Source organism: Flavobacterium sp. AC267 (genome assembly GCF_979258715.1).
On the sequence record NZ_OZ409875.1, the window covers coordinates 3,267,825 to 3,288,848 of the forward strand.

22 protein-coding genes and 2 pseudogenes are annotated in these 21,024 nt (G+C 35.3%); 4 read left to right on the forward strand and 20 right to left on the reverse strand.

The features are described 5' to 3' along the window. Window positions 1-778: 778 nt before the first annotated feature. The 3 genes from ACZZ95_RS17110 to ACZZ95_RS17120 form a co-directional block, all read right to left on the reverse strand. Window positions 779-1,300 carry a DMT family transporter gene (locus tag ACZZ95_RS17110; RefSeq protein WP_463469938.1) on the reverse strand — a complete coding sequence of 174 codons (522 nt, stop codon included), beginning with the start codon at window positions 1,298-1,300 and terminating at the stop codon, window positions 779-781. Then, a complete protein-coding gene (locus ACZZ95_RS17115) occupies window positions 1,248-1,667 on the reverse strand; it encodes an EamA family transporter (RefSeq protein ID WP_463469939.1) in 420 nt (139 codons plus the stop codon). Before ACZZ95_RS17115 ends, ACZZ95_RS17110 begins: the two co-directional genes overlap by 53 nt. Before the next feature lie 89 nt (window positions 1,668-1,756). Next, complete coding sequence (locus ACZZ95_RS17120; protein WP_463469940.1) at window positions 1,757-2,275, reverse strand: GNAT family N-acetyltransferase; 519 nt, start codon at window positions 2,273-2,275, stop codon at window positions 1,757-1,759. Window positions 2,276-2,340: 65 nt separating this feature from the next. On the opposite strand from ACZZ95_RS17120, the gene ACZZ95_RS17125 reads away from it, so the two are divergent. After that, complete coding sequence (locus ACZZ95_RS17125) at window positions 2,341-3,204, forward strand: LysR family transcriptional regulator (protein ID WP_463469941.1); 864 nt, start codon at window positions 2,341-2,343, stop codon at window positions 3,202-3,204. On the opposite strand, the gene ACZZ95_RS17130 is transcribed toward ACZZ95_RS17125, so the two are convergent. The 9 genes and pseudogenes from ACZZ95_RS17130 to ACZZ95_RS17170 all read right to left on the reverse strand — a co-directional run bounded on the left by ACZZ95_RS17130 (window position 3,194) and on the right by ACZZ95_RS17170 (window position 11,511). Further along, window positions 3,194-3,655, reverse strand: coding sequence for a GNAT family N-acetyltransferase (locus tag ACZZ95_RS17130; protein ID WP_463469942.1), 462 nt, complete (start codon window positions 3,653-3,655; stop codon window positions 3,194-3,196). The two genes, ACZZ95_RS17125 and ACZZ95_RS17130, sit on opposite strands and share 11 nt — an antisense overlap. Window positions 3,656-3,859: 204 nt before the next feature. After that, complete coding sequence (locus tag ACZZ95_RS17135) at window positions 3,860-4,186, reverse strand: DMT family transporter (RefSeq protein WP_463469943.1); 327 nt, start codon at window positions 4,184-4,186, stop codon at window positions 3,860-3,862. 73 nt (window positions 4,187-4,259) lie between these two features. After that, window positions 4,260-4,820: a Crp/Fnr family transcriptional regulator gene (locus tag ACZZ95_RS17140; RefSeq protein WP_463469944.1), complete on the reverse strand. Its 561-nt coding sequence runs from the start codon at window positions 4,818-4,820 to the stop codon at window positions 4,260-4,262. Window positions 4,821-4,972: 152 nt separating this feature from the next. Then, window positions 4,973-5,425, reverse strand: coding sequence for a TolC family protein (locus ACZZ95_RS17145; protein WP_463469945.1), 453 nt, complete (start codon window positions 5,423-5,425; stop codon window positions 4,973-4,975). Next, window positions 5,347-5,838 (reverse strand): TolC family protein, encoded by a 492-nt coding sequence (locus tag ACZZ95_RS17150; protein ID WP_463469946.1) that lies wholly within the window; start codon window positions 5,836-5,838, stop codon window positions 5,347-5,349. The genes ACZZ95_RS17145 and ACZZ95_RS17150 overlap by 79 nt, the downstream gene beginning before the upstream one ends. After that, window positions 5,792-6,457, reverse strand: a complete 666-nt coding sequence (locus ACZZ95_RS17155) for a TolC family protein (RefSeq protein ID WP_463469947.1) — start codon at window positions 6,455-6,457, stop codon at window positions 5,792-5,794. The genes ACZZ95_RS17150 and ACZZ95_RS17155 overlap by 47 nt, the downstream gene beginning before the upstream one ends. A gap of 198 nt (window positions 6,458-6,655) precedes the next feature. Further along, window positions 6,656-9,773 (reverse strand): annotated as a pseudogene (locus ACZZ95_RS17160) (efflux RND transporter permease subunit). A 50-nt stretch (window positions 9,774-9,823) separates the two neighbouring features. Continuing rightward, a complete protein-coding gene (locus ACZZ95_RS17165) occupies window positions 9,824-10,861 on the reverse strand; it encodes an efflux RND transporter periplasmic adaptor subunit (protein WP_463469948.1) in 1,038 nt (345 codons plus the stop codon). 290 nt (window positions 10,862-11,151) lie between these two features. Beyond that, on the reverse strand, window positions 11,152-11,511 hold the full coding sequence (locus tag ACZZ95_RS17170; protein WP_463469949.1) for a hypothetical protein: 360 nt from the start codon (window positions 11,509-11,511) through the stop codon (window positions 11,152-11,154). A gap of 231 nt (window positions 11,512-11,742) precedes the next feature. Between ACZZ95_RS17170 and ACZZ95_RS17175 the strand changes: the two genes are divergently transcribed. From ACZZ95_RS17175 to ACZZ95_RS17185, 3 genes are all read left to right on the forward strand, one after another. After that, window positions 11,743-12,102 carry a nuclear transport factor 2 family protein gene (locus ACZZ95_RS17175; RefSeq protein WP_463469950.1) on the forward strand — a complete coding sequence of 120 codons (360 nt, stop codon included), beginning with the start codon at window positions 11,743-11,745 and terminating at the stop codon, window positions 12,100-12,102. 325 nt (window positions 12,103-12,427) lie between these two features. Then, on the forward strand, window positions 12,428-12,667 hold the full coding sequence (locus ACZZ95_RS17180) for a hypothetical protein (RefSeq protein WP_463469951.1): 240 nt from the start codon (window positions 12,428-12,430) through the stop codon (window positions 12,665-12,667). 15 nt (window positions 12,668-12,682) lie between these two features. Further along, entirely contained in the window at window positions 12,683-13,192 is a 510-nt protein-coding gene (locus ACZZ95_RS17185) for a hypothetical protein (protein ID WP_463469952.1), read from the forward strand. 304 nt (window positions 13,193-13,496) lie between these two features. Here the strand turns inward: ACZZ95_RS17185 and ACZZ95_RS17190 are convergent, their stop codons facing one another. The 8 genes and pseudogenes from ACZZ95_RS17190 to ACZZ95_RS17225 all read right to left on the reverse strand — a co-directional run bounded on the left by ACZZ95_RS17190 (window position 13,497) and on the right by ACZZ95_RS17225 (window position 20,997). Next, complete coding sequence (locus ACZZ95_RS17190; protein WP_463469953.1) at window positions 13,497-13,874, reverse strand: 6-phosphogluconolactonase; 378 nt, start codon at window positions 13,872-13,874, stop codon at window positions 13,497-13,499. Further along, window positions 13,816-14,214: a 6-phosphogluconolactonase gene (locus tag ACZZ95_RS17195; protein ID WP_463469954.1), complete on the reverse strand. Its 399-nt coding sequence runs from the start codon at window positions 14,212-14,214 to the stop codon at window positions 13,816-13,818. The genes ACZZ95_RS17190 and ACZZ95_RS17195 overlap by 59 nt, the downstream gene beginning before the upstream one ends. Further along, entirely contained in the window at window positions 14,195-15,733 is a 1,539-nt protein-coding gene (gene zwf / locus ACZZ95_RS17200) for a glucose-6-phosphate dehydrogenase (protein WP_463469955.1), read from the reverse strand. The genes ACZZ95_RS17195 and zwf overlap by 20 nt, the downstream gene beginning before the upstream one ends. Window positions 15,734-15,760: 27 nt before the next feature. Continuing rightward, a pseudogene (gndA, locus tag ACZZ95_RS17205) lies at window positions 15,761-17,173 on the reverse strand (NADP-dependent phosphogluconate dehydrogenase). Window positions 17,174-18,076: 903 nt separating this feature from the next. Continuing rightward, the gene (locus tag ACZZ95_RS17210) at window positions 18,077-19,150 is read right to left on the reverse strand and encodes a calcium:cation antiporter (protein WP_463469956.1); all 1,074 of its coding nucleotides are present in this window, start codon (window positions 19,148-19,150) and stop codon (window positions 18,077-18,079) included. A 180-nt stretch (window positions 19,151-19,330) separates the two neighbouring features. Further along, window positions 19,331-19,774 (reverse strand): response regulator, encoded by a 444-nt coding sequence (locus tag ACZZ95_RS17215; RefSeq protein WP_463469957.1) that lies wholly within the window; start codon window positions 19,772-19,774, stop codon window positions 19,331-19,333. A gap of 1 nt (window position 19,775) precedes the next feature. Continuing rightward, on the reverse strand, window positions 19,776-20,105 hold the full coding sequence (locus ACZZ95_RS17220; protein ID WP_463469958.1) for a sensor histidine kinase: 330 nt from the start codon (window positions 20,103-20,105) through the stop codon (window positions 19,776-19,778). Between the two features lies 1 nt (window position 20,106). Further along, window positions 20,107-20,997: a PAS domain S-box protein gene (locus ACZZ95_RS17225; RefSeq protein ID WP_463469959.1), complete on the reverse strand. Its 891-nt coding sequence runs from the start codon at window positions 20,995-20,997 to the stop codon at window positions 20,107-20,109. Between the last annotated feature and the right edge of the window lie 27 nt (window positions 20,998-21,024).

A 21,024-nucleotide genomic window follows, 5' to 3' on the forward strand; every position in this document is an offset into this window, starting at 1 on the left:
TAAAATTTACTTCGGAAATAATTTTTACAGCAAAAATCAAACTTCCACCCAAAGCAGAGCCAATAAAGGTTTTCTCTCGCAGATTTAGCAGATTTAGCAGATCAAATAAAAAAAAAAACTCCCTTATCTGCTAAATCTGCGAGAAAGTTTTTTATGAATAATATTATTAGTTTTTCTTAGCCAAAACTTTGAATTTCGGACTTTTAAAATTTACTTCAGAAATAATTGTTACAGCAAAAATCAAACTTCCTCCCAAAGCAGACGACATGAAAGGTTCTCTCTCGCAGATTTAGCAGATTAAGCAGATCAAATGAGAAAAAAATCTCCCAAATCTGCTAAATCTGCGAGAAATACTTTTACGTGAAGAGTTTAATTTTTCTTAGCCAAAACTTTGAATTTCGGATTTTAAAAATTTACTTCGGAAATAATTGTTGCCGCAAAAATCAAACTTCCACCCAAAGTAGACGACACGAAAGGTTTTCTCTCGCAGATTTAGCAGATTACGCAGATCAAATGAGAAAAAAATCTCCCTTATCTGCTAAATCTGCGAGAAACACTTTTACGTGTAGAGTTTAATTTTTCTTAGCCAAAACTTTGAATTTAGGACTTTTAAAATTTACCTAGGAAATAATTGTTGCGACAAAAATCAAACTTCCACCCAAAGTAGACGAAACGAAAGGTTTTCTCTCGCAGATTTAGCAGATTTAGCAGATCAAATAAAAAAAAAAATCTCCCTTATCTGCTAAATCTGCGAGAAAACTTTTTATGAATAATATTATTAATTTTTCTTAGCCAAAACTTTGAATTTCGGACTTTTAAAATTTACTTCGGAAATAATTGTTGCGACAAAAATCAAACTTCCACCCAAAAGCAGACGCCAAGAAAGATTTTCTCCCAAAATAAAAAAAGCACCGATTGCACCAAAAACAGGTTCAAATAAATAAATTACTGCCACGCGTTCTGCAGATAAATAACGCTGTGAAATATTCGAAACGGTGTACATATAGGCAGTAGAGAAAAGCGCACAATAAACTACACCCATCCAAAATGTATCGTTTTTAGGAAACCAAACCGCTTGAGAATCTGTAATCGCTAGACAAAAAGTGAAAAGTGCACAAAAAGCAAACATAGGAACAATGGAATATAAAAGATTTTTTGAAGCCGAATGTTTTTCAACAGCAATCAGATAAACGGCAAAAGCAAATGCGCCCGCAATAGTAAACAGATCACCAATGTTGATTGTAAACTTATCTTGTATCGCTATAATAAATAAACCCGTTAGAGCTGTCAAGGTACGCAATCCAGATTTTTAAAGAAGCATTGGTGCGGTAAACCGTCAACTTCATCAACGGAATAATAATAACGGTTAATCCCGCAATAAAAGAACATTGTGAAGCATCTGTATATTTCAATCCAACAGTCTGCGACTGAATGCCTAAAAACATTGGAAAAGCTAGAATAGCTCCCGTTTTAATGGCTTCTAAATTGGTATCCCTTACGTACTTCCAAAAAATAATGGTTAAAACAATTACAGCCAATAGAAAACGATAAAACAAAAAAGTGTTTGGTGAATACGCTCCAATAGCCATTTTTGTAATAGAATAGGAGACACCCCAAAATGCAGTTCCTATGATTAGTAAAATTAGTAAAAGTTGTTTTCTTTCCATTTTGTTGAAGCAATTATTGCTATGTTTATTTTAAAAGTGAAACCTTTAGCGACAGCAAAATCTTTGCTCGCTAATGTGTCAACTAAAAATTATAAAACTTTCTTCATCAGTAGATCGGTTTGTTCGTCGTTACCCAATTTGAAAATATGAGTATTAAACTGAACAAAACCATTTTTAGTATAAAAATTTACCGCTCTAAAATTCTTTTCCCAAACGCCAAGCCATATAAAGGATGCATTAACTTCTGAAGCAGTTTGCATTGCCTGCGCATAAAGTGCCTGAGCGATCTTTTTGCCATGAAATTCTTTTGCGACATAAATACGCTCAATTTCGAGTGCACTATTTTCTTGTTTTTCGGTTTGTGCGTCGCCTGTATTTAATTTTAAATAACCAATCACTTTCTCATCAAGCTCTGCCAGATAAAAATGAGAATTTGAATTGCTAAGTTCTGATGATAGTTTTTCTGAAGCGAAACTTTCATTCAAATATTTAATCATATTTTCTTCCGAATTTACGTCTGCAAATGTTTCTGAAAAAGTTTGCCTTCCAATAGCTTGAAGTACTGTTATATCATTAATTGACGCTTTTTTTATTTTTAAAGTATTCATCTTCTTTGTTTTTTTAATGCATTAAAACCTCTTTTTTATTCTTGATAAATGCGTAAATTGCATCAATGGATTTACAGCAAATTAAATATTTTCTAGCGTTGTCACGCGAACTTCATTTCTGGAATACCGCTGGGAAAATGAATATTACCCAGTCTGCATTGAGCCGTCAAATCCAGTCTCTTGAAAATCAGCTTGGTGTTCAGTTGTTTGAACGCAACAAGCGCAATGTTAAACTCACGGTCGCCGGACAGTTTCTAAAAGAGAAATGGGAAGTCGAAATGAGTAAACTGGAATTTATTCATCAATCGGCTCGCCAGATTCAGCTGGGTGAAAGCGGTACCATTACGATTTCACATCCCGATTCTATTTCAGCTTCGCTTATGCCCGATATTTTATCTCGTATTTCCAATGCTTTTCCAAAACTTAAAATCAAATTGGTTCAGGTTCTGTATGAAAATCAGCAGGAATATCTTCAAAATTATAAAATCGACTTAGCAATTACCAGAGATATAAATAACTCCCGCGATATCCGATCAGAAAAAATACATACCGATAATTTAGCGATTGTGGTTCCTGAAAATCATCCGTACCGAACTCCTGAAGATCTTACGAAAGAAACGCTTGCTTCTCAAAAGTTCATATTGCCAACTAACGATGAAGGCAGTAGTTACAGTGATTTGATACAACGTTTATTCAATTCTTTTGAAGATGCACCAGAAGTATACCTTCATTCCGAATTTGGATCAGCGATTATTGCGTTGGTTCGAAAAGGACTCGGAATTGCCATTCTGCCAGATTCTTATCTTTTCCATGAAATCTCAGGAATCCGATTTATAAAACTTCCCTTAGAAACCGATTTGTATATCAATTGGAGAACCGAAGATCATAATCCAGTTTTAGCCAATGTTTTGAAACTGATTATTCCCTAAATATTAAACTCGCAAGCATTTCGATATGCGGAATTCCGTCTTCGTCATAAACTTCGCCTTGTTCTATAAATCCAACAGATTGATAAAATTTAGACAAATGGTACTGCGCACTGATTCGGATCGGGCCTTCGCCAAATTTTTCTTCGCATCCAGCAATAGTTGCTTCCATAATTTTCACACCTAAACCTAATCCGCGGTGTGTTTTCGCAATTACTACTCTTCCAATCGCAGTTTCTTTGTAAGATAGACCAGCAGGAAGTAAACGTGTACAGCCCGCTAATTCATTATCTACATAGTACAAAAGGTGGAAACTTTTTTGGTCTTTATTGTCTAAATCCAAATACGGACAATTCTGTTCTACTACAAAAACTTCACTTCGTAAACGTAATAATTCGTAAAGTTCTTGATTGGTTAATTCCTCAAATGATTTTATGGTATGGCTAAATTTCATAGGTATTATAATGCTTATTTTTTGACAAAGATAAAATCTAGAATAATGATATAAAATGCTATTTTTTTATCATGTGATGCTGAAAACGCATTATTGTAATCGAGTCATAAAAAAAACGAAATTCAATATTTCGCTTATTTCGTTATGTAGAAAACTTTGTCAAAGTTTCAAACTTTGACAAAGTTGTTGCGTAAATTATTTAGATTAATGAGAAACCGCTTTTAAACCAACAATAGATCCCACTAAAGTTGCCAAAAAGAACAATCTCCAGAAAGCCGCAGGTTCTTTAAAAATAAAAATACCAACTAATACAGTTCCGACAGCGCCAATTCCTGTCCATACGGCATAAGAGGTTCCAAGCGGAAGAGTTTCGGTTGCTTTCATTAGCAAAAGCATACTTAGCGTTAAAGAAATAAAAAATCCAATATACCAATAATACATTTCTGTTCCTGTAGTTTCTTTTGCCTTTCCTAGACAGGCGACAAAAGCAACTTCAAATAAGCCCGCAATGATTAAAATAATCCAGTTCATATCGTTAAAATTTTGAGGTGCAAAGTTCCTTTATGAAGTTCGGAAAAAATTTAACAAATGATAAAAAATAAATTTATTTTAATTCCGCTCTTATTCGGCTTAAACTCACTTGTGTAATGCCCAGATAAGAAGCGATATGTCCCAATTGTACTCTTTGAAGCAGTTCAGGATGATCTTTCATTAATTCAAGATAACGTTCCGAAGCGTTTTTGAATTGTCTAGAAATCAAGCGTTCTTCTGTTTTGATCAATTCTTTTTCGGCAAATTTTCGTCCCCAATTGGCAATGTGAACGTCTTCGCTGAAGAGCTTTCTTAAGTTTTCTGTTTTTAATTGGTACAATTCACAGTCTTCCAAAAGTTCAATCGTTTCATATCCAGGCTCTTCTTCGATATAACTTTTCATAGAAATTACGGTTTCGCCTTCTTTTCCAAACCAAAAAGTAACTTCATTATCCCTTTCGATAAATGCTCTGACCAATCCTTTTTTGATAAAATAAATATTCGGTTCCATTTTATTCGCTTTAAGCAAAATATGACCTTTTGGAAAAGTTTTTTTCATAGCATTTTTTTGCAAAGCCAGTTTAGACTGCTCTGGAAGTTGGTAAATATGGTCAAGAATAGCAGTAATATCCATCTATATGTTTTAGGAATTGGGAATAAAGATAGTAGTTGTAACGACCAACAGAAAATTTCAAACAAAAAAAATCCCATCTGCCGAAACAAATGGGATATAAAACTGCAATCTTGATGAGCTAAAAAAAGAGCAATTTTTGACCAATATATAAACTAATTAATTCCTCCGCCTAAAGCTTTGTACAATAGCACTTGAGAGTTGGCATTTCGTAACTGAATATCAACAAAATCTAGTTCTGCCTGCAATTTGTTTTTTTGTGCATTGATAATTTCAAGATAGTTGGCGTATCCGCTCAAATACAAATCGTTGGAAACATTAACTGCGATTTCGAGATGATCGATTTCTTTTAATTTGTATTTCAAAACATCTTCAAAAGCTTCATTTCGATGCAGTAAAGCGCTTAATTCGTTAAAAGCCGTTGTTACCGCATTTTGATATTGAAGAAAAGAGATTTCCTGTCTTCTGTTAGAAACATAAAATTCCTGTTTGATCTGTCCTTTATTGAAAACAGGCGCTGTAATTCCGCCTAATAATTGCCAGGCGAAAGATCCCGCATCAAAGAAAGTGCTGAAAGAAAACGAATTAAAACCTGCATAGCCGCCCAAATTAACGGTTGGAAAAAAGGCGCGCGTGCCGATTTCGCGTCAGCGTTGCTTGCCAGTAATTCGAAATACGCTTGAGCAACATCAGGTCTTTTATGGATAATCGAATCTACACTTATTTGTTGATTTAGAACCTCTAAATGTCCTGATAAAAAATCGGTGCTTCGGTCTATTTTTCCGCCGTATTCACCCAAAAGAGTCAATAAAGCTTTTTCTGTCTGATCAATGCTTAAATTCAATTCAGAAGCTTGTGCATGAATGTTATTATTTTGTGCATTAAACTGTTGTACCGCCAATTCTGTAGCTTTTCCAACCGATCTTTGGGCAGAAACAATATCAAGGGCTCTTTCCTGTGTTTTTAAATTGTCATTATAAATCGCGACTTGTTTGTCTAATGCAATAAGTTTGAAATACAAATCGGTCTGCGTCGCTTAAAAGTCGGGTCTGTAGCAAACGCATTCCTTGTCGCGAAGCAAAAAAGCGTTGTTTCGCGGCTTTTTTACGATTGCTTAATTTCCCCCAGATGTCCGCTTCCCAAGAAACTTTTCCGCCTAAAAATAGGCTGGGAGTAACATCTTCATTGATTCGCTGTTTATCGGTAATATTCTGCGAAAAATTAGTATCAAAATTACCAACTCCGTCCATTGTATATTTTCCGTAACGCGTTCCAGAAGCATCTGCCACTAGATCTAAAGAAGGAAGCAAGGCGAGTTTCGCTACTTTTAAATGCGAATTGGCAATCAGGATTCTTTCCTGCATAATTAGATAATCCGGATTTTGAGCAACGGCTTTTTTTAGCAATTGCTCTAATTTCGGATCTTTAAAAAAGTTTTCTGTTTTTAATGGAATAAACGGTGCGACATTATTTGCACTGTCTTTTCTCTTCGCATCAAAATTCTCAGGAAGTTTTGCCGCAGTCAATTTATCGCTGACTTTTGGCGCTGAACAAGCCGTCAGAAGTAATACGGAGATTACTACTAAAGCATTTGTCTTGTTGTTTTTTACTATTTTATATGGATTTAATATCTCTTTCATTGTTTAATTTATTTTGTTCAATCCCGTTTTGTATTTTTTAAAATTTAACACATAGAAACATAGATTTTCTTTTCTGGAAAGGGAATTGAAAGAAACTAGTTTCTAACACATAGCTAAATAACTTTTAGAAAAGGGAAACGTCTTTTTACGTTTGTGATTCCGACAGCTATAAGGAATAGGTGTTAAAAAAAATACGCATTAAGATTTATTCATTGCTTTTTCAAGTTTGGCAAACAAAATGTAAAGTCCTGGAATAATCACCAGACCAAACACAGTTCCAATCAACATACCGCCCGCTACTGCTGTACCAATTGAGCGGTTACCCACGGCACCCGCGCCAGAAGCGATACAAAGTGGAATCAACCCTGAAATAAAAGCAAAAGAAGTCATCAAAATAGGCCTGAAACGTAGTCTTGCTCCTTCAATCGCGAGCTTCGGTAATGTCTCGTCCAATTTTGTTTTGTGCCATCGCAAATTCTACAATCAAAATGGCATTTTTGGCGAGCAGACCAATCAGCATGACGAGTGCCACCTGCGCGTAAATGTTATTGTCTAATCCGACCATTAAAAGCGCAAGATAAGAACCAAAAACACCAACAGGAAGACTTAATAATACTGGGAACGGGAGCAGTAAACTTTCGTATTGCGCCGCCAATAATAAGTATACAAATAGTATACACAAAGCAAAAATGTAGATCGTTTGGTTTCCAGAAAGAATTTCTTCACGCGTCATACCAGACCATTCTAGTTCAAAGCGGCTTGGGAGTTTTTCTGCGACGATTTTTTCTACGGTCGCAATCGCTTCTCCAGAACTATAACCTTCTGCAGGTTCTCCGTTAATCATCGCCGACATATACATATTGTATCGCGTAAGTACTTCTGGACCGTAAACTCTTTCTAATTTGATGAAAGTAGAGAATGGAACCATTTCGCCTGCATCATTTTTCAGATACATATCCAATATACTTTCCGGATTTTTACGGAACTGCGGACTTGCCTGAACCATTACTTTATACATTTGAGAAAAACGGATAAAATTGGTCGCATAAAAAGAACCCAGCATCGTCTGCAAAGTCGCCATCGCATTGTCTACAGAAATTCCTTTTTTCATGCGCAAGATCATAATCAATATGAATTAAATATTGCGGGAAAGTGGCATCAAAACTGGTAAAAGAGTTTTGTATTTCTGGCGAAGCATTAAGTTCTTTAATGAAGTTTTTGGTCACTTCATCTGTATTTGCAATGCTTCCTCCGGATTTATCTAATAATCGAAGTTCGAAACCACTTGTATTACCAAAACCAGGAACGGTCGGCGGTGCAAAGATTTCAATTTGTGCATCAGAAATACCTTTTGTTTTTTCGCTTAAAAGCGCAATAAATTCGGTTACAGAAATATCACGATCGCTCCAGTCTTTTAGGTTAATCATTCCCATTCCGTATGAAGCACCAGCGATTTCAGTAACAATACTGTATCCGGCAAGAGTGGTTACATTGTCGACACCTCTAATTCCTTTGGCAACACGGGTAACTTCGTCCAATACTTTTTCAGTACGCTCTACAGTTGCTCCCTGAGGTGTTGTAACGCTCACATAAACCATTCCCTGATCTTCTGACGGAATAAATCCTGATGGTAAAAACTTGCTTGTTCCCCAAGTTAAAAGGCAGAAAAGAACTAGTAAACCAACGGTAATCGAAGTTCGATCTGCAAATTTCACCAATACTTTAATGTATTTTGAAGTTATATTGTCAAACCAATTGTTGAATTTGTGGAAGAAACGATCCATTAACGATTTCTTTTCTTTGTTCGGATCGTGCGGTTTCAGCATAATAGCACAAAGGGCAGGAGTAAGGGTAAGGGCGTTGATTCCCGAAATAACAATACTAATTGCCATTGTCAGGGAGAACTGCCTGTAGAAAACCCCGACAGGACCACTCAAAAACGCAACTGGAATAAATACGGCGACCATAACAATTGTAATCGCAATTACGGCACCTGTAATTTCTTTCATAGCGCTTATAGTTGCTTCGAGAGGCGCCATATGTTCTTCGGAGATTTTAACGTGAACGGCTTCGACGACAACAATGGCGTTATCCACGACAATTCCGATGGAAAGAACCAATGCAAAAAGTGTCAATAAGTTGATCGAGAATCCCATCATCGACATAAAAGTAAACGAACCAATAAGCGCGACAGGTACTGCCAATACTGGAATTAAAGTTGATCTCCAATCTTGCAGGAAAATAAAAACTACAAATGCTACTAAAAGAAAGGCTTCGATTAATGTTCTCAAAACTTCATGAATAGAAGCATCAAGAAAACGAGAAACGTCATACGCAATATTAAATTCCATTCCCGGAGGAAAAGAAGATCTTTTAATTCTGCCATTTTTTCTTTTACGCTCGCAATAACTTCAGAAGCGTTAGAACCCGGACGTTGTTTCAACATGATTGATGCTGAAGGCTTTCCGTCGGTTTTTGAAACCATTCCGTAACTCATCGAACCAAATTCGATTACAGAAATATCTTTTAATCTTAAAATCGTTCCGTCAGAGTTGGCTCTTAAAGGGATTTCTTCATATTGTTTCGGTTCGAAGAATTTTCCTCCGTACTTAATTACATATTGTAACTGATTATCAAGCTGTCCTGATCCTTCACCCACTTTACCTGGTGCGACAGAAATGTTTTGTTTTTGAAGGGAATTGATCACTTCATTTGCCGAAATATTATAGGAAAGCATCTTTTGCGGATCCAGCCAGACACGCATCGAATATTCTCTCTGTCCCATAATTTCGGCTCGACCGACACCATCAATACGTTTTAATTCCTGAAGGATATTAATATCTGTAAAGTTGAAGATAAACTGTTCATCCTGAGTTTTGTCTGTACTCGTAATGTTTAAGTACATCAACATACTGTTTACCTCTTTTTCGGTGGTAACTCCGGCTCGAATTACCTCTTCTGGAAGTTCATCCAATATTGTGGTTACACGGTTCTGCACGTTTACAGTCGCCAAATCGGGATCGGTTCCCACTTCGAAGAAAACCTGAATTAACGTTAAACCATCATTAGAAGTTACGGTCGACATATACGTCATTCCCGGAACACCATTTATGGCCCTTTCTAACGGAAGCGCGACGGCATTGGCAGAAACCTCTGCGTTGGCTCCTGTATATTTGGCCGTTACGGTTACCGACGGCGGTACAATATCTGGAAATTGGGTAATGGGAAGCTGGAACAAAGCCAATAATCCCAAAAGAACTATCATAACCGAGATGATTAATGACAATATTTTTCTTTTGATAAATAACTCTATCATTATATTTTTTTTAGATCAATAATTAAATAACTGTTTTACAACTCGATAAACTACATTTGTTTGATGTTGATTTTATCGCCGTCTCTCAATGACTGCGTACCTTCCTGAACAATTAGGTCATCGCTTTTTAGACCGTCGTTTAGGATATACACATCATCAAGAGTACTTCCAATTGTAACATTTGTCATTTTAACTACTCCATCTTTTTTTACCAGAAATACATATTGTTTGTCCTGGATAGAAAAAACAGCTTTCTGCGGAATTAATATTGCATTGGTTTTAGGTTCTGAAATAATCAATTTTCCAGAAGTTCCGTGTTTAATAAACCCCTGCGGATTATGAAATTTTGCTTTGTATTGAATAGAACCGGTTTGTTTATCGATATCTCCATCTGCAGTTCTTAGTTCGCCTTTTTGATCGTAAACCAATCCGTTTGGCAGTACCAGTTTGATATCGCCTTGTGTGTTAAGGGTTTTGTCTTCCATCATTTGGAAATACGTATTCTCCGGAATAGAGAAATAAGCGTAAACGTCATCCAATTGAGAAACGGTTGTCAATAAAGAACCATTTTCGACCAAACTTCCTTCTTTAAACGGAATTCTATCTACCGTTCCGTCATATGGCGCGCGAATTGTGGTAAAACTAATTTGCTGGTTGATTGCTTTTTTTTCTGCGCAGCTGCGTGAGCCAATTTCGCAGAAGCGAGCATCATTTTTTGCTTTAGATAATTCTAATTCTTTGTCGGCAATTACTTTTTTATTGAAAAGGGTTTGCGCTTGTTCTAATTCTACCGTTGCAATTCTTAAGTCGGCTTTTGCGCTTTTGTAAACGGCTTCGGCTTTTAGAAGCTGTATTTGAAGTTCGACATCACTTATTTTAAATAAGATTTGTCCTTTTTTTACTTTTTGTCCTTCGCTCACATATACTTTTTCCAATAAACCTGGAATTCGTACATGAATTTCTACGTTGTTTTTGGCATGAACATCGGCAACAAATTTGCTCGAAATAATGGTATCTTTTAAGGTGACTTTATAAACAGGAAGTGTTTTTATGTTGTTGGAATTCTTTTTTGACTTATCATGCCGCACGAGACTAAAACAAGCAAAGATAACGTGAATAAAAGGAATGGATTTTTATAAATAGTCATAATTAGGTTTTAAAAAATTATATAAAAATATAGGCTCCCTAATGCGAGAAAAGGGAGTTGAATTTGATTTTAAATATTGAATTTAAGAGTGTTTTCGGTTGACTTCCTTTTTGGATAGAAGCGCCGTTTTACGAAATGTTTTTATGCCAATAACAGTTCATACGCAGTTTATGCACACGAAAAATTGTTTCAGATTACTCTGAAAAGATAAAAACAAACAAATTTGAAGGCCTAGAACAATTGGTACAAATGAAGGTAAGTATGCCGTTGAATCTGGTATATTGAAGCTATACCATAAATTAAACTCTTTTTATAAAGTTTAAAGTTTATTAAATTACTAAAATAAGGAGCTTTGATCGTACTTTGTTCTAAAGTAGTTGCTCTTGATTTTATTTTCTTTTTGAGTTTGTAATGAACTTCTAGGTTTTTTGTAGAAGAGAAATCGGAAGAATTAACTAATAAATCGTCTGCTGTAACACTGTCATGTGTAATACAAGAACTTAAATGTACCGGCTGTTGATACGTTTCGGTGCCTCTAAAGAAAGAAAGCGACGAAAGTAAAACAATATATATGAACTTAATAGGTTTCATTTACAGCACAGCAGGATTATAGTGTTATCTCAAAAAGAAGGCTTATAGTTGTTGATGGTGCGCCAAATATAGCAATTTGAAAAGTAAGGATTCTTAAAATTTTTTCTAAAAAGGATTAAAATTAAAAATATGATAATTTTAAAAGTTGATTTTTAGAGTTTTAATTTTTATTCCGATTTCTTTTTAGGAAGTTATTTCTATCTTAGTTCAATCAATTAAAAAATTAGAATCATGTCCAATCAATTTCAAGATGTAATTAGAAAAGCTTACAATGCGTTTAACGAAAGAAATATTGATAAATGCTTATCCACGATGCAGGAAGATGTTCAATGGTCAAAAGCATGGGAGGGTGGCTATATAAGCGGTCACGACGAAATCAGGCACTATTGGACGAGACAATGGTCAGAAATAAATCCGAAAGTAGACCCCGCTGGTTTTGTGGAAAGAGAAAATGGAAGCTTGGAAGTTTTAGTAAAGCAAAATGTGAAAGACCTTCAAGGCACTCTGATTTTTGACGGATTGGTAAAGCATGTTTATACTTTTCAGGATGGGTTGATAAAGACGATGGATATTGAGTTGGTGGAGAATTAACTTCACAAAAAACAATGATACAATTAGTTGTAATATTTTGCTATTCATAAAATATAAAGATAATGGAATGCCAATAGTTGGGATAAAAAGAGATTGTAATTCCTATTATTTCAAAGATTATCTTAACTTGAAGTTATATTGGACTTCTATATTTTTTATTTGGTATAATTGCTTTAATTACAATTTTAATATTAGAAATAGTTTTTATCTAGTGCCTTATCTTTATGTTTTTTGATAAAAGAATAAAAGCTTCAATTACTTGAAGAATAAAAAACAGTTTATACTTGCGAAATCGAAATTATAAACCCGATAGAGCGGATATGAAATGTATCGAGGTGACATTTCTCCTGGAAGATTTATTTTTAGGACAGTAGGAACTGTGTTAGGTGCAGGGGCTGGTTTAGCATGGCCTCCGGGGTTTGTATTAGGAGTAGGTATTGATAAATCTTTTCAAGGTGTGGAACAATCTTATGACATTATTGCCCCGCAAGTTGAGAGTAGTTTTAATCATTTTATAAATAACATAAATGCAAGCATGTGCAAATGCGGCAATTTTAAACACTAGATAACAAATTAAAAAATGAAGCTAAAAATGACTTTTTGGAATCAAATTCAAGCACTATTTGATTTAATATTGATATCATGTTTATATTTTGGATTTTGGATTTTTAACATAGAAATTTTAAATCTTAAATTTGTGATTTATATAGCACTACCTTTTATTGTAATTTTTGTTGTACCTGTACTTTTTATTCACCTAAATTATTATTTATTAAGTGCGCACATAGTTTATGAAATTAATCAGGAAGATCTTATAATAATTGAAAAAAATAAGAATATAAAATATAATATTAAAGATGTCACTAGAGTTACCATTTACATGACTCCAAACAAATTAAAAGATAGTGCTGTGAGAAGTTTTCCTTTTGAAAGTTATTACTATGTTGAATTACAGTTAATAAATAGTAAGAAACTTATAATAACTTGCTTGCATTCCCGCAAAATTGATAAGATTATAGAAAATTATTTTAAAAAAATTGAAATTGTAAAAATTAAAAGCATTTTTCCACTTATCAAAAAAGATGATTAAAAACCCATCACTCAGAAATACTCAATATTAGTAAAGAATTTTTTTCCCTCCCAACAAAGGGAATCTATAAATTATATAAAAGTAAAACCTCGCAAAACGCGAGGTTTTTTATTACACCAAACTTATTTTTTTTCTAGTTTATTCTTGATCTCTTTGAGGACTATTTGAGTTGTTAAGAAGGCACCAGAATTCAACTGTGATGAGTAAGATGCCTATATGCAAAATCTGCGTAAAAAAAGCATCAAAAAAATAAGGTTTACACTTTTCAGTATAAACCTTATAAATATATCGTAGAAATGATTTCTTAATTCGTTCCAGCAACAACTTTATCTACCAAAAACAATAAATCTCCTGAAACAGGTGTGATCAATTGCATTGGATATAGTGTTGGATTGAATTCACCACTAGTAACTTCTTTTAAAGCATGCGTTTTTTTCTCTCCAAAAGCCACTACAATGATTTTTGCGACTTTGTTGATTAATGGAGCAGTAAGTGTGATACGGTGCATTTTTTGAGGTGCTAAATAATAAGCGTCAACCCATTTGGTTTGTTCCTGTAAAACAGCTTCACCTGGGAAAAGAGAGGCAGTGTGTCCGTCGTCTCCCATACCCAATAAGATCAGGTCAAATTTTCCTTCTTCGCCTAAAACCTTTCTGATAGTCTGTTCGTAAGTAGCGAGCATATTCTTCTGGTGTCACACCGTCTTTGTACATTTCAAAGATGTTTTCCTGCGGAATAGGAACGTGGCTTAATAATGTTGAATAAGACATTTTAGCATTGCTCAAATCATTATTAAGAGGCACCCAGCGCTCGTCGCCCCAAAAAACATAAACTTTAGTCCAGTCTATTTTGTCTTTGTACATATCTGAAGCTAAAAGTTTGTAAATTCCTGCAGGAGAAGAACCTCCTGTAAGAACAACAGTAAATTTACCTTTTCCTGCAATTTCTTTCTGTGCATATTCTACAAAAAGATCTGCCGCAGTAGTGTTTATTTCTTCTGTATTATTGTATATCTGTACCATCTAAAACTTCTTCTTTTTTAACATTTTGTGTATTCGGAATCCAAGCGTGTCCTTGGCGAGCCAACAGTTCGTCGGCTTCTTCTGGTCCCCAGCTTCCTGCTTTGTAATTCGGGAAATTGGTTGGTGCCGTAGTCTTCCATACCTGCTGAATCGTGTCAATTGCGTCCCAAGCTTCTTCTACTTGATCCCAACGCATAAATAGGGTAGGATCTCCCGCCAAAGCGTCTGCTAACAAGGTTTCATAAGCTTCTGGTGACATTGTAGAGCAGGCGAAATAATCAAATACCATTTCTGCTGGTCTTAGAGCCAGTGATAAACCTGGTTTTTTGGTCATAAACTGCAATTTGATATCCATTGCCGGCTGAATATTGATAATCAATCGGTTTGGTGTCATGCCTTCTTTTCCGTAAGAAAATGCAGAATGAGGCACTGGTTTGAACTGGATAATAATTGAAGATTGTTTTTCTTCCATTCTTTTTCCAGAACGCAGGTAAAACGGAATTCCCTGCCATCTCCAGTTGTCCAGATATATTTTCATTGCCACATAAGTTTCTGTATTAGAATCTGGTGCAATTCCTTTATCCTGACGGTATCCCGGAACTGGTTTTCCATTGATCGTTCCAGCATCGTATTGACCTCTTACAATGTAATGATCTACTTCTTCTGGTTTAATACGACGAATCGATTTTAAAACGTCTGCTTTACGGTTACGGATATCATCTGCTTCTAATGATGCAGGCGCTTCCATAGCCGTCATACATAAAATTTGAAGCAAATGGTTCTGAATCATATCTTTTAAAGCTCCAACACCTTCATAAAATCCGCCTCGTTCTTCAACGCCGACTTCTTCTGCTACGGTAATTTGGACAAAATCAATAAAATTACGGCTCCATAAAGGTTCAAACATCGAATTTCCAAAACGGAAAGCCAAGATATTCTGAACGGTTTCTTTACCCAAATAATGATCAATTCTGTAAATCTGTTCTTCTTTGAAAGTCTGCGAAAGCATTTCATTCAGTTCAATCGCAGAAGCTTTATCGTAACCAAATGGTTTTTCAATAATAATACGATCCTGCTTTGCGTTCGTCGCAAGGCCAATTTTCTTGATATTACTAGAAATTGTTGAGATGAAAGAAGGTGTAATCGACAGGTAAAAAAGGCGATTGGCACGTTCGCCAAAAGCCAGATCAAAACCGTTGATTTTTTCGTTTAATCCGATATACGATTCTTCTTTGTCAATATCAAGGCTGTGATAAGTGATATGAGAAAGAAACTTTTCTGTTTCTGGATCAGAAAGACCTTTTTTTCTTGAAAATTCATTTAGGTTTTCCAAGACATAACTGCGAAAATCTTCATTGGTTTTTTCTGCTCTTCCAAGAGCAATAATCTGAAACTTTTCAGACATACGTCCGTCAAGGTACAGATTTTGAAAAGCGGGAAAGAGCTTTCTTTTCGCTAAGTCTCCGGTTCCTCCAAAAATAACAATGATTGTTGGATTTTTAAGTTTATTTTTAGTCATTGTGTGTAGTTGTGTTGCTTTAATTTCTTATTCAGCCCATTGTGTATGGAAAACGCCTTCTTTGTCGGTACGTTCGTACGTATGAGCTCCGAAGAAATCACGCTGTGCCTGAATTAGGTTTGTTGGAAGATTTGCTGATCTGTAGGCATCAAAATAAGCAAGTGAATTCATTAATCCTGCCACAGGTAATCCTTTTTGAACCGCAAACTGAATAACAGCTCTCATTCCAGCTTGGTTTTCATTTAGTTTTGAAGCAATTCCGGCATCTAAAAGTAAATTTGGCAAAGCCGCTTTTGTACCGTAAGCTTTTCTGAAATCTTCTAAAATGTTGGCACGAATAATACAGCCTCCACGCCAAATTTTGGCAACAGTTTCTAAATTTAATCCGTACTTATATTCTTTAGAAGCAGTATGAAGCTGCGCTAAACCTTGTGCATAAGTTACCACGATAGACAAATACAAAGCCGATTTTAAAGCGGCGATTGCTTCGCTCGTGTTTACATCAGTTGCTTCGCTATTCCAAACTAATTTTTTCAGAAGCTTCGATTCTTTCTGGTTTGGTTTTAGACATATCGCGCATAAAAACTGCGGCATCGATAGTAGGAACTGGAACTTGCAAGTCCATTGCGTTTTGCGAAGTCCATTTTCCTGTTCCTTTAGACTTAGCCCAATCCGAAATTTTATTGATTAAAAGACCTCCGCCTGTATCTTCTTGTTTCAGGATTTTTCCCGTAATTTCGATCAAATACGATTTAAGATCGTGAGTTTGATTCCATTCGTCAAAAGTTTTTTGAATTGTGGTATCATCCAGATTATAACCTCTTTTCATCAGGTCATAAATTTCAGAAATCAACTGCATGATTCCGTACTCAATTCCGTTGTGAACCATTTTTACGTAGTTTCCAGCAGAACCATTTCCAAGATATTCTACACAAGGTTCTCCGTCAACTTTTGCGGCAATTGCTTCAAAAATAGGACGAAGTCTTTCATAAGCTTTTTGATCTCCTCCAGGCATCATAGCAGGACCGAAACGAGCGCCTTTTTCACCGCCAGAAATTCCCATTCCGAAGAAGTGGATTCCTTTCTCAGATAATTCTATAAATCTTCTGTCTGTATCAGTAAAATATGTGTTTCCGCCGTCGATTATAATATCTCCTTTGTCCAAGTGAGGCAATAAACTTGCAATTGCGCTGTCTACTGGTTTTCCAGCTGGAACCAATAACATAATTGCTCTTGGTCGCTGGATAAGTTCAACAAAATGTTTTACATCTGTTGTCGCTTCAATAGTATGGTCGGCATCAGCTTCTTGTTGAAGAGAATTGACTTTTTCGGTATCTAAGTCTAAACCTGCTTTGCGGCAAATTTATTGCTGGCAATATTTAAAAGTAGGTTACGGCCCATTACACCAAGTCCTACAATTCCAAAATCAAATTTGTTCATAGTTTTCAATTAACTAAATTATTAGAAAGATGTTTTTCGCAGAAAAAAGTAAGAGAAAGCATGGTAATTCTTTTTCATTCAATGTTTTGCAGAAAAACAAAGTGTATTTTAATCTTACATTTCAAAATGTAGAGCGCTAAGTTAGAGAAAAATGATGAAAAAGTATGCGATAAATAGTCGTCTTTAAGGCTTTATTGTGATACTTTTTATGTGTATAATTTACGTTTATTTTTGATTTGAGTGGTTGATTAAAGTATATTTTAAATATATTTTGAAATTGTTTAAACACATAGTGACAGAGTTTTTGGGGTTTTGAAAAGGCGTTTCACTTGTTTTAATAAACATAGCGATGTGTTTTTTTTTTAAGCTTTGTCAAAGTTTTGAACTTTGACAAAGATGGCGTTCACATTCTAGTTGCTTGCCAATCTTTGCGGAGTTTCTAGTGTGATCCTTCGTCCCTGAGGATGACAAACTGAAAGTGAAAAAAATCCCAAATCCCAATTATGGTAAGGGAAATTCCAATCCCGAAGCCTCGGGATAAAATCCAAATTCCAATTTGAATTCAGGACGGAAAAAGTCAAAGAAATACCGCAATCTTGTCATCCTGGCGGAGGAAGACACGAGCGATAGCGAACTGGCGAAGCAATCACACTAGAAGCTAGACAAAGATTGAAGAATTACTTTGCGGAGCAACGCGTGTGATCCTTCGTTCCTCGAAATGAACTAAAAACATTCTTAACTTAACTTTGAAAATTTTTTAAACCTGCTTACGCAAAGCTATGTGCGGGAAACTAGTTTCTTTAATGTACTTTTTCAAAAATCTAAAAAAAATTATGTTTTTTATGTGCTTAATTAAACTTGAGAAAGCTACATAGCAATTCCAAATAACATTAAACTAAATTTTTAAGGATAAATCATTAAAAACATAAAGGCAAAAAGATTGACTAAAAGTACAACTCCGTAAACGATATTTGATTTTCCTTTGCTTAAAGAAAGCATTACGGTGAAAACAGATAAGGCTAAAAGTACAATAGATTTAATATCTAAACCCAAGACAATCGGCATGTCCATTGCAATACAAACTGCCGCAACACTCGGAATCGTTAATCCGATACTGGCTAGGGCAGAACCTAAAGCCAAATTTAAACTCGTTTGAAGTCTGTTTTTTCTGGTCGCGATTATAGTCGCAATTGCTTCTGGTAATAAAATAATTATAGCGATGACAACTCCAACTAAAGATTTTGGAAGATTGTAACCCACAATAATCGTTTCGATAGTAGGTGAGAGGGTTTTGGCCAATAAAACCACAATTCCTAAACTTACTAATAGAAAAACTAAACTGGTATAAAACGTTTTATTATTGATTTCAATGGGGTGCGTTTTAGCTTCGCCATCGCCTCCATTTGTTAGAAAATACTGTCGGTAGCCTTTTGTTTGTGCGAATAAAAAAGAGCCGTAAATAACAAGGCAGGCAATAGAAGCAAAGATAAGCTGTGGCGTGGAATAATAAGAACCGTGAACGCTCTCGGTAAAAGTGGGAAATACCAAAGTAAATACAATAATAGAAATCAGTGAGACCAAGCCAATTGTTACAGAAGAAGTAGAGAAATTCTGTTCGTAATGTTTGATGCTTCCAATAAGCAGACAGAGTCCGATAATTCCATTTAGAATAAGCATTGTTGCGGCGTAAACAGTATCTCTAGCAAGCGAAGCGACTTCTGAACCTTCAGAAAGCATTAATGAGATGATGATTGAAACTTCAATAACGGTAATCGATATTGCCAAAATAATGGTTCCGTAGGGTTCTCCAACACGTTCTGCAATAATTTCCGAATGATGGACGGCAGACATGACACTGAGAATAAGCAGGATACTTGCGATAATTTGAAAAATACTGCTGTTATCGACAAGTCCGCTAAAAAATAGAACCCAGGAAAGTACAGGAATAATGATTGTCCATTGAAGTAATTGTTTCATTGTTGTTTTTTTAGAAATATTTTATAGCACTATCAGCCACTAGAAAGTATCAGAAATGGCTTTTTAGTTTTTTGTAATATAAGGCTTTTATTGCTAAAAATAAAGACAACAAGGTATTAAAAGTATAATTCTAATGTAATTTTAATCCTGTGGAAATAAAAAAAACTGCACTATCAAGTTTTAAATTGATGATGCAGTTTTGTTTTTATTGTTGAAATTTAATTCTCCATTACACTCAGAATTTTTTTTCGGAATTTCGGCGAAAGCCTCAAAAGTATATGGTTTAATAAGATATGCTTTTACGCCCAGATCGTCACATTTTTCTTTGTAAGACGGATTGATACTCGTCGAATAAACAAAGCACGGAATATTTTTTAAATCAGAGTTGTTTAAAATTTCCTGTAAAGCTTCGATTCCGTCAACAAGCGGCATATTGATATCGGTCAGAATAACATCGGGATTTTCGTTTGAAGAATCTTTTAGATAATTCAGCAGTTCCTCTCCGTTGGCAACGAGACTTACTTTGCTGAAACTTGGGTTTTTAGAAAAAGTTTCCGTAATAACATCTGCGTCGTCGATGTCGTCTTCGGCGATTATGATATGTAAATTATACTTTTGTGGCATTTTAGAGAATTGGGAAATAAAGATTAAATATTGTGCCTTCGTTCAATGTGCTTTCAACTGTAATATTACCAGAATGATTTTCCATGATTTTTTTACAAATTGCAAGACCAATACCGTTTCCTGAATATTCATTTCGGGCATGAAGGCGTTGAAAAATAGTAAAGATTTTAAGAAGATGGCTGGTTTCCATACCAATACCATTATCTTTTATCAGAATGTGGACAAATTTACTATTTTGATCTGGTATTTCCCCATTTAAATTTTCCTGCTGGTAAATTTCTATTACTGGATGCGTGTCTGCTTTGCTGTATTTAATCGCGTTGGCGATCAAATTAGAAAAAAGCTGACGCATCTGCACCCTTGAAGCTTTTATTGTCGGCAGACTTCCCCGTTTTGATGCTCGCACGTTTATCAGAGATTATAATTTCAAAATCCTCAATGACTTCAGAAATCACAGTTTCTAGATTTATTTCTGTTCGTTCTTCCTGCGCGGTATGCGATGAATATTGAACTAGATCATCAACCAGTGAATTTAATCGCGGCGCCGAAAGTTTCATGACATTGATCGCTTTAGTATCTGCATCAGTAAAATAACTTCCGTCGATACGACTGGTATTCATAACGATTTTTCGCGGCTCTTTAAGATCGTGTGAGATTACGTGAATAAACTCTTCTAGATTGCGATTTGTTTTATTTAATTCGTTTATTTTTCCTTCTAAATCTCTATGATGGCGTATTAGGGTTTCTTCATGTTTCTTTTTCTCGGTTAAATCTGTAACGACTATTCCAATCGCTTCAACAGAAGGTTCGAGATCTGTTAAGGCAATATAAGCAGGAAAGACAATTTCTGTGCTGTCATATTTAAAAACGATTTCATGTGTGGTAATACCATATCGAAGCGCCTCAATTAAGGCAGTAAATTGTTTCGGATTTTCAAAATATTCGTAAAGATACGTCCCAATTATTTTTTCTGATGAAATACCCACCAGTTTAGCAAAATGTTCGTTACAGTACAGTATTAATCCGTTTCGTGAAATACTCAATGCGCCCTGCCCAAATTTTTCAATAAGAAGACGATAGGTGTAATCTGCAGTTTCTAGAGAATAAAGTTCAGGAACTCCGTTACTCGTTACTACAAGCGCATCTACATCACCTTGTTTTATGGCATTAACAATGCTGTTTGATTCATAAAGTTCTTCCTTCAATGATTCAATTTCTGCCAATAATGCTCGCTATATTTTTTTTGTTTC